This window comes from Planktotalea sp., from assembly GCF_039984035.1.
GTDB lineage: Bacteria > Pseudomonadota > Alphaproteobacteria > Rhodobacterales > Rhodobacteraceae > Planktotalea.
Genome location: NZ_JBDWVM010000147.1, coordinates 1 through 13172 on the forward strand (window position 1 = coordinate 1; position 13172 = coordinate 13172).

The following is a 13172-nucleotide window of genomic DNA, read 5'->3' on the forward strand; positions in this document are numbered from 1 at the left end:
CACATCCATCGACTTCGTTCGGATTCATCGCGGCATGAATGGTTTCATGGAGCGCGAAGTTCCTGTCGTTGAAATGTTTAGCCATTCCAACATTCGCTCGCTCGCCTCTGCCCTCTCTGGTCGCACGCGTGATGACACAGCGAACCGCGCGCAAAAACGCAGAACCCGCCTTCAAAACATCAGGAAACGTGCATGACCTTTGAAGAGGACACGGACACCAGCGGCTTTGTTGCTATCGTCGGAATGGGCGCGCGGTTTCCCGGTGCGCCTGACGTTGAAAGCCTGTGGCAAAACCTGCGCAACGGCGTTGAGTCCGTCACATGGTTTACCCCCGAAGAGCTGCGCAAGAACGGTGTTCCACAACATGTGTTGGACGATCCAACCTATGTTCCGGCTGCGGCTGTTTTAGACGACATCGCAGGCTTTGACGCGGATCTTTTTGATATCCCGCGACCCGAAGCTGAGCTGCTTGACCCGCAGCATCGTATCTTCTTGGAAACCGCATGGAGCGCTTTGGAAGATGCGGGCTACAATCCGAAAGACAGCGGCCTCACTGCTGGGGTTTTTGCAGGCTGTAGTTCCAGTACCTATCTGCTCTACAACCTTCATGCCCGCCTCGATCAGAGCGGCGCTGACTTTAATCTGTCGACCCTCGTCGCTAATGACAAAGACTACTTGCCCAGTCGCGTCGCCTATAAGTTAGGTCTCTCAGGCCCTGCTTTAGGTGTTCAGACAGCCTGTTCGACGTCTTTGGTTTCGGTGCACCTCGCGTGCCAATCCTTGCTGACCTTCGAATGTGATCTCGCGCTTGCGGGCGGCGTCACGATCCGCGTGCCACATCGCATGGGGTACATGAACCAAGGCGGCAGTATGTTGTCACCAGATGGTCATTGCCGTGCATTTGATGCAGAGGCCGGCGGCACGCTCCCGGGTAGCGGCGCAGGGGTCGTGGTTTTGAAACGGCTAGACGACGCGCTTGAGCAGGGGGACGACATTCGCGCCATCATTCGGGGGTCTGCGGTCAACAATGATGGATCATCAAAGGCATGGTTCACCGCGCCAAATGTGGATGGTCAGGTTGATGTGATCAAAACCGCCCATGCGGTGGCTGATATTGATCCCAGTGATCTCGGTTACATTGAGGCCCATGGCACGGGCACGGGTCTTGGCGATCCCATCGAAATCACCGCCCTTGGTCGCGCGATGGACGGCGCCCCTATCGGCAATTGCGCGATTGGGTCGATCAAGACCAACTTTGGGCATCTAGAGTGCGCAGCTGGTATCGCAGGACTGATAAAAGCCGTGCTCACCGTTCAAAACGGTGAAATTCCACCGAGCCTCGGCTTTTCGAAACCCAATCCAAAAATCGACTTTGAACATAGCCCTGTTCGGGTGAATTCTCAGCTGACACCTTGGAAAACCGCAGGCGCGCCACGTCGTGCCGGTGTCAGCTCTTTCGGATTTGGCGGCACCAATTGCCATGTCGTTCTTGAGCAAGCGCCAATGCCTGCCCCGCGGCCTGAGCAATCAACGGATCAACATGTTTTGCTCTTATCTGCGCGCAGCCCTGACGCGCTAGAGACGCTGCGCGCAAGCTATCATTCGACCCTTCAAACGACAGCGCAAACCGTCGATCTGCGCGATATTTGTTATACGGCCGCAACTGGCCGCGCGACATTCAATCACCGCATTGCTTGCGCTGCTCGCACGACTGCGGAACTGGTAGAAAACCTTAAATCCCATGGAACAACTGGCAACGACGCCGAAAGGAACGGCGACACCCCCAAGCTAGCGTTTCTGTTTGGTGATCATGCAGCAGAGCTGCCCACACTCGGGCGGCAGCTTTACGAAATCCATCCGGCGTTTCGTGATGCGCTTGACCGGTGCGACAGCATTCTACGCCCGCTGATTGGTCAATCGATCATGCACGCTATGTGGAGCGAAAGTGCACAAGCTGACTTGGCACTTCCCGCGACGACCGCGCTGCACATCGCCTTAGTCGAACTTTGGGCCTCGCTTGGCGTTCATCCCGACATGGTACTCGGCACGGGAACAGGGAAATTTGCAGCGGCCTGGGCGGCTGGCGCCCTTTCAATGGAAAGCGCGTTGGATTTCGCCGCGAAACAAGCCGCGGGCGTGATCTTGGAGCAAACCGAAGTTGTTTCAAACGCGCTCTCAGCCCTGCGCATTCCTCTTTTGTCGGTGGATGATTGCACGCTGACAGAGGTCGGCTCCGTACCTGCGGCCTCTGATATTCTTTCGCGAGACACTCAAACAGAGGGCTTTGAAAATTGCCTTAAGCTGCTCATGCAGAACGACTTCACACTTGGCATCGACATGAGTTCAAGCGCCGAACCACGCTCGGCAGTTCGACCTAACGGAAAAGGGCAAGGCATGACTTGGTTACCGTGCCTTTTGAATGCAGCAGATGATCAATTTGATGTCTCAGCGGGCAAACTTTGGGAGCAAGGTATCAATGTCGATTGGCGCGAGGCCTATGCAAACCGCGCAGCCCGGCGCGTGCCATTGCCGACCTATCCCTTTGAACATCAGACCTATTGGATAGAACCGAGCACATCACAAGCTGCGTCTCTTTCAGTGCAGAGCCCCCTTTTGCACCCGTTGCTCGGACGCGCACTCGATCTCGCGGGGGAGGCCAAAGTCTATGAGAATGCCCTCAACACGCCCGCGCTCGCCTATCTGCGCGATCATCGCATTCGCGGCGCTGCGTTGTTCCCGGGCAGCGGTTTCTTGGAAGTTTTCGTCGCGGCTGCGTCCGATGTTTTTGAAAGCAAACCCCATGTTCTAACGGAGATCGAATTTCAGCAAGCCCTGGTCCTGCCCGAGGATGATCGCAGCGCCGTTTTGCAAACGCGCGTGGAAAAATCAGGTGTGCATGCCTTTCGGATCGAAATTTTCAGCCGGATCGATAATCGCGACGACGGATCAGAGTGGGTTCGCCATGCGGTCGCGCGTGTACAGCTCGAAACCGCAGCAAAGGTGCATCCTGTTCAGGACATTGCTGAGCTAAAGCGCGCCTGCCCAGTCACGCATGAAATCCCGTCCTTCTATGAGAAAATAAAAGAACGCGGATTAGAATACGAGCAAGTTTTCAAGTGCTTGCAAACCCTTAACAAAGGTGAGCGCCAAGGCCTTGCTTCCATCGACCTCCCCACAGAGTTCGGCGTTGAAACCAAAGGGTATAGCGTTCATCCGGCCCTGCTTGATGCGTGTTTCCAAATCGTCGGTTTGGAAATGCTGTCTTATCCCGACGGCACTGCTTTCCTGCCCATGGGCGCCGAAGAAATGCGCGTATTCCATCCATTGGAAGGTCCTCTTTGGGGTCATATTCAGCTCCGTTCCGCTGAGAAATCGGGAAATCAAAAAAGCGAGAACCTCAATGTCGATGTGCGCCTTTACAACAATGAGGGTCTGTTGATTGCAGAAATCCTTGGCATGAGTTCGATCCGTTTGGATGCGGGGCGCAACGCCTCGGGAGCGTCGTCGATTGCACGCTACGCAGTGGACTGGATACCCTGCCCGCTAGAGCAATCGGAGACTCTGACAACACAAGACGCCGCAGCATGGCTTTTGTTGGATGACGGCGGCGATGACGCGCAAGCGCTCGCTGATGCCCTTTCGCATCAAAACATCAGCTGCCTGCACGCCCGCGTGGTTGATGATCCTACGGAATGCGCAATCGACTCCACGGGACCTGCCTGCATCGCACGTGATGATCTTAATGGATTCAAAACTCTCCTTTCGAAAGCGGCGCAAAACGCACCGCTCGCAGGTGTTCTTTACCTGTCCAAACAACGCGGTGAGCGCGCCGCCACAGGGCCTTTGGAATTAGCCAAGGCGCTCCTTGAAAGCGACGCCATCGCCAACCCATCGCTGATATTTGCAACCCACCACTCACAAGCTGTGTTCGATGATTTAGAACACCCCTCCGGGGGCATCATCTGGGGATTTGCAAGATCACTTGCTGCGGAGCATCCAGAGTTGAATGTCAGATTGGTCGATCTGGACTTTGGCACATCGGCGCAATCCACTGCCCAACTCATCAATGAAATGACAGGCGGCGATGCAGAAACTCAAATCGCCTATCGCAACGGCACACGCTATGGCGCGCGTCTTTCACGCGTTGCACATGAAGTCGCGAAAACAGAGGCTTATCAAGTGCTCGCCCCAAGCTCTGGTTTGCTGGCTGATCTCAAACCGGAAACGTTTGAAATCCCAACGCCAGGGCCAACTGATGTCTTGGTCGAAACCCACGCAAGCAGTCTCGATTTTAGAGACGTCCTGATGGCGCTTGGCATGTACCCTGGAGCGGTCGCGCCGCTTGGGGGCGAATGCGCTGGGAAAATTGTCGCTGTAGGGGACGAGGTCGCAAACTTCAACATCGGAGACAACGTCGTTTGCGTCTCGCATGGCGCGCTGTCCTCGCATGTTATTGCCCCTGCGGCGCTCACCGTACCCAAACCTGCCGCGCTCACTGCGCAAGAGGCATCAGCAGTGCCAATCGTGTTTTTGACCGTTCATTACGCGTTCAAACACTGTGCCAAACTGACCGCAGGCCAACGTGTTTTGATCCACTCCGCTGCGGGTGGCGTGGGACAAGCGGCCGTGCAATTGGCCCTGAAACAAGGCGCTGAAGTTTTCGCGACAGCAGGGTCATCTCGCAAGCGTCAATTCTTGCGCGATCAAGGCGTACAACATGTATTTGACTCCCGTTCTGATCAATTTCGCGAGGACGTTTTGAACGCCACCAATGGCGAAGGCGTGGACGTTGTTTTAAACTCTCTCGGCGGCGATCTCATCCCCGCCAGCTTTGACACACTACGCGAGGGCGGCGTTTTCCTAGAGATCGGAAAGGGCGGCATCTGGAGCGATGCAGAGGTCAAAGAGACATACCCCACGATCCAATACCATGTGATTGCAATGGACCACCTGCAAGAGCATGAGCGCGATCTGATCCGCGCGATGATGATTGAAGTGCTCGATCATTTTGCATGCGGCCATTGGGAGCTACCCCGCATTGAAAATTTCGATATCGAAGACCTTTCGCCCGCGTTCAGACGCATGCAAAAGGCACAGCATATCGGCAAGATCGTGATCCGCCATAGCGCAGGCAAAACCAGCGCCCTACGCGAGGATGGTAGCTATCTGATCACAGGTGGCAGCGGTGAGATCGGGCACCTTCTGGCTGCGCATCTTGTAGAGCAAGGCGCGCGCCATATCGTCCTCACATCACGTCGTGCGCTCGATGCAAAAACGCAGGATTTGATTACTTCCCTTGAAAACGCAGGCGCACAGGTACGGTTTGAACCAGCTGATATTGCCAATAAAAAGGAGGTTCATGCGCTCTTGGATCGCATTCGAAACCAAGGGCCGCGTTTGCGCGGTGTGTTCCATCTTGCGGGCGCTTTGGATGACGGTGCGATCAACGCCTTAAGCGCTGAACGCTTCGCGCAGGTGCTCGCGCCCAAAGTGTCCGGTGCTTGGAACCTTCACAACGCGACAAGCGGAGAGCGCCTTGATCATTTCGTCATGTTTTCCTCAGTGGCCTCGATACTTGGCGTCGCATTTCAGGCGCCTTATGCGGCGGCCAATTCTTATTTAGATGCCTTGGCGCATCACCGCCGGTCACTGGGCCTGCCTACCCTCAGCGTAAACTGGGGACGCTGGTCCGTTGGCATGGCCGCGCGCATGGCAGAAGCCGAACAAAAGCGCATGACCGAATGGGGTGTTAACGCGTTTTCCACGAACGCCGCTTTGCAAGAACTCAGCGCGTTGATGTCTGGCGCACGCCCGCAAGAGGCTTTGGCCTTGATAAATTGGCAGCGGTTGGTCGACAGTCCAATCGTCGCGGGAACCGCGCCCTATTTCAGTGCGCTCGTTTCAGGCGCGCAAACGAAGGAAGCCGCAAACGCGCAAAGCAGCGCGCTACGCCTCGAACTCGAAGCATTGCCTTTGGCGCAACGCTCGCTCGCCATGTTGGACGCTGTGCGCGATCTCGCGGCGCGCGCTTTGGGGACCGATGGGGCACAAATCGATTTGAACAGCCCTTTGATGGATATGGGACTGGATTCACTCGTCGCTGTTGAGCTGCGCAACACGATTGCAGAAACGCTCGGTGTGCGGCTGCCCTCAACGCTGCTGTTTGATTATCCGAGCATCACCAAATTAGCTGAGTATTTAGAGCATGACGCACTGGGATGGCACGCTGTCCCCGAACCATCCACGCCATCAAATGCGCGGAATGGATCAAACGGCGGCGGCGTATCTGCCCCACCCAAAGATGCGCACATCACATTGAACGAACCGTCCCAAGACATCGACTTTGATGACCTCACAGAGGCGCAATTGGCGGCGGTTTTGCAGGACGAAATCATGAGCTGGGACGAGGAGAAGCACAATGACTAAGCAACGCGAGACCGAGCCAAGCCAAACAGATGCGGATGCGATGCGCAAAGCCGCAATTGTGATGCGCGAAATGCGCGAACGGTTGAATGATCAAAAGCAGCGCATTGCGGAACTAGAAAACCAAGACAATGAACCCATTGCGGTTGTGGGTATGTCCTGCCGCATGCCAGGCGGCGCAAATGATATCGCAGGTTATTGGGATGTACTGCGCAATGGGATCGATGCGACAGGACCAATTCCAGAAAATCGGTGGGACATAGATGGGTTTTATGATCAGGACCCCAATGCCCCCGGCAAAACATATACCCGCCACGGTGGCTATTTGGACGAAGTACGCAGCTATGATCCCGTCTTCTTTGGCATCGCCCCTCGTGAAGCCACCAGCATCGATCCGCAACATCGGCTTTTGCTTGAGGTGTCTTGGGAAGCTTTGGAAGACGCAGGCATTGCCGCCGATACGCTTTCGGGGAGCTTAACAGGTGTTTTTGTCGGCATTTGCGCGATGGATTATTCCCAAAACACGATCTACGGATCAGACATCAATAAGATCGATGCCTATTCTGGAACGGGCATCACATTCAGTGTTGCTGCAGGCCGAATTTCCTATGTGATGGGCTTGGAAGGTCCGAGCATGGCAGTGGATACAGCCTGTTCGTCCTCCTTGGTCACAACGCACCTTGCGATCCAGTCTCTGCGACGGGGCGAATGTGATCTGGCCCTTGCGGGTGGATCGAACATGCTGCTGCAACCAGAACCGATGATCTATTTCTCCAAGTTACAAGCGATTTCGCCTGATGGCCGTTGCAAGACTTTCGACTCCTCTGCGAACGGCTATGCACGCGGTGAAGGCTGCGGAATCTTGGTTCTGAAACGCCTAAGCGATGCGGAGCGCGACGGGGACCGTGTGCTGGCCGTGCTTGCCGGTTCTGCTGTCAACCACGACGGGCGCAGCGGTGGTTTTACGGTTCCCAACGGCCCCGCTCAAGAACGCGTTGTGCGAAGCGCCTTGGATGACGCGGGCCTTGCCCCCGAGGATGTCGGTTATATCGAAGCGCACGGTACAGGCACGCCACTAGGCGACCCCATCGAAGTGCATGCGCTTTCTAATACCCTTTGCAAAAACCGCGGGGAAGATAACCCGTTGCTCATCGGCTCCAGCAAAACAAACATTGGCCATTTGGAATCCGCAGCGGGCAGTGCCGCTTTGATCAAAGTGATCTTGGCCATGCAAAACGATCAACTGCCGCCGCATTTGCATTTCAAAGAATGGAACCCCCATATCGATCTTGGCGACAGCCCGATTGAAGTCGTCAAGGAGCTACGAGATTGGCCAAAGGGCAATCGCGTCGCAGGCGTGAGTTCGTTCGGAATTAGCGGCACCAACGCGCATATCATCGTTGCTGATGCCCCTGCGAAAACGGCAGCGCCGAAAGTCCCTGCCCCAGCAAATGACGCGCTTGTCTATCCGCTCTCCGCGAAATCCCAAAGTGCGTTGCAAGAACTGGCAAAGCTCCAAACGACGGCCCTTGATGCAAAAGACGGGCCTTCTGTTGTTGACGCGGCCTTTACCGCCGCGACGGGGCGTTCAAAATTCTCGCACCGCTTGGTGGCGTGCGCAAACGATCAGCAAAGCATTCAAGACGCATTAAACGCCGCTGCACAGGGCGCAGATCACAAGAACCTATTCAAAAGCGATCCAACCGAGTTCGACCAACCGAAAACCGCCTTCTTGTTCACCGGACAAGGCTCGCAATACGCGGGTATGGGACGTGGACTGTATGAAGAACATACTACATTTAGAGCGACCATAGACCGCTGCGAAGAGGCTTTTCTTGCGCTACGCGGAACCTCAATCAAGGATATTTTGCTGGCAGAACCCGGCAGTTCCGAGGCTGAGCAGATCAATCAAACCGGTATGACGCAACCGGCGCTCTATTGTTTGCAAGTTGCCTTGGTTGATCTTTGGGCCGAACGCGGCGTGCGCCCCTACGCCGTGCTGGGTCATAGCGTTGGCGAATTTGCGGCGGCCTATGCTGCTGGCGTCTTTTCGCTAGAGGAAGGGCTCGCGCTTATCACAGCGCGCGGCGCGGCGATGCAAGCCTTGCCTGCGGGCGGGCAAATGGCGGCCGTCTTCGCTGATCCGAAAACGGTGCAATCAGTCGTCGAAACGCGCTCCAATGAATTGGCCATTGCCGCAATCAACGGACCGAAACTCGTGGTGATTTCTGGCGCAGGAGCTGCCGTTAGCGAGGCCGTCACCGAGCTGGAAGCGAACGGCATCCGTACTCAAGAGTTGACCGTCTCTCACGCGTTCCATTCGCCATTGATGGACCCGATGCTGGACGACCTTGAGCAAACCGCCAATGGCATCGCCCATGCACCCGCGCGCACCTTGTTCGTATCAACTCTCACGGGTGAAGCACTCAAAGAAAATGAACTTGGAGGCAACTATTGGCGCGCCCATGCCGCCTCTCCTGTGCTCTTTGCCGATGGGATATCCACGCTCGCGGATCAAGGCTGCAACAGCTTCCTAGAGATCGGTCCAAACCCTACGCTTTGCGGTATGGGCAGCGGAGTTGTGAGTGATCCCAAAATCCTTTGGACCTCTTCCTTGCGGCGCGGTCAGTCGGATCGCGCGCAGATGAACGAAGCGATGAGTAAGCTATTCGCGCGCGGCATTGATGTCGATTGGCAAGCGGCACTGGCTGAGCATCGTGCAAGCAAAGTATCCTTGCCAACTTACCCGTTTGAACGTGAGGAATATTGGGCGGAGCGCGGGTCAGCGCAGCCCATGTCATTCTCGATGCCTAACGCTAAAGCAGGCGCGCACCCACTGCTTGGCGCGCGTATTCCAACCGCTGGGCGCGAGGCTGTGTTCCAATCGAACATCGCTGCGAATGCGCCCGCCTTCCTGACCGATCACAAGGTGTGTGGAGCGACCTTGTTTCCCGCTACTGGCTATTGGGAGCTTGGCCTTGCCGCGGCAAAGGCCCACGGCCTCAAAGATCGCGACCTTGTTGGCGTTGCGCTGGAAGAACCCTTGCTGTTGCCTGAGGGCGAGACAGTCACGCTCCAAGCCGTCATTTCCCCGACGCAGGGCGCTGACTTTACCTTTGGCATATATTCTCGCTTGGCGACGGATGCCTCAACAGACACGCCTTGGCGGCGTCACGCGACAGGGACATTGGCCCCTCGTGACATGTCTCAAACACCTGCCAACATAGATATCCAAGACCAAATAGACGCCTGTGAGACGCGTATCGCGCCCGAAGAACATTATGCGTTCATGACGCAGAACGGGCTTGATTATGGCCCTGTGTTCCAAGGGGTTCGCGAGCTACATAAGGGCGTCGGCAAAGGTCTTGCACGTATTGAACTGGATACGAGCTGCGCGGCTCATGCAGACGCATGCGAAATGCATCCAGCTATGCTTGATGCCTGTCTTCAGGCGCTCAGCCTTGCAATGCCAACACCGGAAGAAGGGTCGACCTACCTGCCCTTGGGCGTTGATCGACTGACGCTATTTGGCAAAGCAACACGCGTCATTTGGTGCGATGCACGTCTGCGCGGTGACGGAGCAGATGCGACTGAGACATTATCGGGTGATGTGGACATCTACGATGCCGACGGGACATGCATTGCGCGACTTGAGGGCACACGCCTGAAACGTGCGACGCGAATGGCACTGATGCGCGCAGCTGGTGTTCAAGATACCCATTGGGAACATGCGCTGCACTGGAGCCCGTCGCCCGCAGGCGCGCCTACAGATGTCAGCGGTGATTGGCTGATACTGGCAGACGATGGCGGTATTGGCGGTGACCTTGCCAACCACTTGAAAGCAGAAGGCGCCAATGTTTCGCTTGTGGCCAATCCCGCCTCAAAGCCTGTGAACGGCCATGATCCGCAGAGCCAGAAAGCCATCGAAAATACCATGCGACAAGCGATGCCAAAGGGCAGCACGACGTTGCAAGGGGTGGTAAATCTCTGGTCGCTTGATGCGGTGCAGCCCGGCGCGCAGGCCGAAGGGCCATTGCATCCCGATCCGAGTACGATTGGCTTGCACATTGTCCAAGCGATTTCAAACATCACCAAAGGGTCCAGCGCGCCGAGACTTTGGTGTGTTACGCGCGGAGCTCAGGCCGTCAAACGTTCGGCAACGCCTTTGTCTGCAAGCGCAGCGTCGCTTTGGGGCTTTGGCCGCGTGGTCGCAAACGAATTACCTGATCTGAATTGCTCTATGATCGACCTCGATCCTGCGCTTTGGGAAGACCCCGTCGAAGCCCTGATCGAGGCCATCGGTTGTGCGGATGATGAAAATGAAATCGCGTATCGCGATGGGCAACGCCATACAGCGCGGCTGGTACGATCCGATCCAGAAATGCAAATGAAACTGGCGCGCGAGTCTGTGCAGTTGCAAATTCCGCAGCGCGGGCAGCTCGATGATCTCATTCTTGCGAACGTCCCCGTCGAAGCCCCCGGCCCTGACGAGTTAAAAATCTCGGTTCGAGGCGCGGGTCTTAACTTCCGCGATGTTCTGAACGCATTGGGTATGTACCCGGGCGATCCGGGTCCACTGGGCGGGGAATGCGCGGGCGTTGTGCTGGACGTCGGCGCAAACGTGACACATGTGAAGGTGGGCGATCCTGTCTTGGCCATCGTGCCGGGATGTTTCCGCACCGAAGCGATTGCCAAATCCGACGTTGTCGCGCCCTTGCCAAAAGGCATGAACTTTGCCGAAGCGGCGGGCGTTCCCATCGCCTTTTTGACCGCGCATTATGCATTGCGGGTCTTGAGCGATTTACAGGCAGGCGAGCGTGTCTTGATCCATGCGGGTGCTGGCGGCGTCGGTATCGCCGCAATCCAAATCGCACTGACCAAGGGTGCAACGGTCTTCACGACGGCTGGTAGTCCACGAAAGCGTGTCTATCTACGGCAACTTGGGGTGGAGCACATCTTTGACTCCCGTGCATTGGATTTCGCAAATGATATTCGCAAGATAACCGATGGCGTCGATGTGGTTCTGAACTCACTCGCAGGGGAAGCGATCAATCATAGCCTGTCGCTTTTGAAGCCGGGTGGACGCTTTGTTGAGATCGGAAAAACCGACCTTTGGACGCTGGAAAAAGCAGAAGAAGAGGCCCCGGGTGTGCGCTACATGCCTTTCGCTTTGGATGATCTCGTGGCGCAAAAACCTGCCGAAGTTGGCGCTGCCCTCACTGAGGTTCTAAGCGAATTCGCCAGCGGCGCGCTCAAGCCGCTTCCGACTCGCATGTTTGATCTGCAAGATTCCATTGAGGGCTTCCGCTTTATGCAGCAGGCCCGTCACATCGGGAAGATCGTGCTGACGCGGGACGTGACACAAGACACGAGTGATATCGCAAATCTTTATCGTAAGGATGCGAGCTACCTCATTACGGGCGGTGCAGGCGGCATCGGATGTGAAATCGCAAGTCACTTGGCCCAAAGCGGTGCGGGAACTCTGGTTCTAACGGGTCGCTCTGAGGCAAATGACAAAACCAAGGCACTCCTCAGTAAGCTGGAAACACTTGGCGCCTCGGCCCATTATCTGCGCGGCGATGTTGCAGATGAGGACGCGCTCGCGCGCATTCTGGGCGCGATGGAAGCCGAGACGCTGCCACCCTTGGCTGGCGTTTTCCATGCTGCTGGCGTGCTCGGCGATGGGATTATTTTACAGCAAACCGATGACAGTTTCGAACATGTGCTCAAGCCGAAAGTAAACGGCGCATGGAACCTTCATCAAGCAACGCGCGACATGGACTTGGATCACTTTGTGCTCTTCTCATCCGTTTCGTCGATCTTGGGCTCTGTTGGGCAATCGAACTATGCAGCCGCCAACGCCTATCTGGACACACTTGCCCATGCGCGCCGCATTGAGGGGCTTGCAGGTCTGGCAATCAATTGGGGCCCTTGGGCTGGCGCAGGCATGGCAGCGGGTCTTGAAGATGAAACTGGCGCGCTGACCAAACGCGGCGTGCAGATGATTAACCCATCTGACGGTGTCATCGCGATGGATGAAGCGATGGCGCGCGGCAAGGGGCAAGACTTTTTAATGCCCGTGCAATGGGACAAATTCCTTGCCCCTTATGGCGCCTCCGTTCCGCCAATCCTGCGCGCGCTTTCAAGCAAAACCACTGGTGCGAGCGCGAACGTTGCGTCAGATCCAGCGGCACGCGATGCGCTGATGAGTGAGCTGCGCAGTGTGCCGTCTGCCAACCGAACGGCGGCTGTTCAGGATGTGATCGAAGCACACGCCCTGCGCGTTCTGGGCTTGGAAGCCAGCGCACGTATTGATCCCGCAGTGCCGTTGCAAGAAATCGGATTAGACTCCTTGATGGCCGTCGAGTTGCGCAATGGGCTGACAGCGAGCTTGGGCGCGCCGCTTCCCGCGACATTGTTGTTTGACTACCCGACCCTGCGAACGGTGGCTGAATACATCGCGACCGAAGTGCTCGATCTTGGCGATGACGCACCGGAAGAGTTTGAAGACGAGCCGCTCGTGCAAGAGACGGCTGCGCTTGAAGACGAGGGCGACGCGGACGTCGAGCAATCCTTGCTCGATGAATTGAACGACGCTGGGTACTAGGCGATTAGGGCGCGAAAATGACTGCCAAGGGCGATACAGGAACACAAGACGCAACCCTGCGGCGCGCTTTGCTTGCGCTGCGCGACATTCGGTCAAAATACGACACGCTCCAACGCGCGCGCGCCGAGCCTATTGCCGTCGT

General features: G+C 56.5%; 3 protein-coding genes. All 3 read left to right on the plus strand.

Translation table 11 applies throughout. The annotated features are described in order from the left end of the window. On the plus strand, window positions 1-196 hold a 196-nt coding region (locus tag ABJQ89_RS06625; RefSeq protein ID WP_348495479.1), incomplete at its 5' end, for a hypothetical protein. Further along, a complete protein-coding gene (locus tag ABJQ89_RS06630) occupies window positions 193-6426 on the plus strand; it encodes a type I polyketide synthase (RefSeq protein ID WP_348495480.1) in 6234 nt (2077 codons plus the stop codon). The genes ABJQ89_RS06625 and ABJQ89_RS06630, both read left to right, overlap by 4 nt. Continuing rightward, a complete protein-coding gene (locus ABJQ89_RS06635) occupies window positions 6419-13030 on the plus strand; it encodes a type I polyketide synthase (protein ID WP_348495481.1) in 6612 nt (2203 codons plus the stop codon). The genes ABJQ89_RS06630 and ABJQ89_RS06635 overlap by 8 nt, the downstream gene beginning before the upstream one ends. Window positions 13031-13172: the final 142 nt, after the last annotated feature.

Coding starts and splice junctions, on each gene's coding strand:
- ABJQ89_RS06630 (WP_348495480.1), top strand. CDS start 193: ATGACCTTTGAAGAGGACACGGACACCAGCGGCTTTGTTGCTATCGTC.
- ABJQ89_RS06635 (WP_348495481.1), top strand. CDS start 6,419: ATGACTAAGCAACGCGAGACCGAGCCAAGCCAAACAGATGCGGATGCG.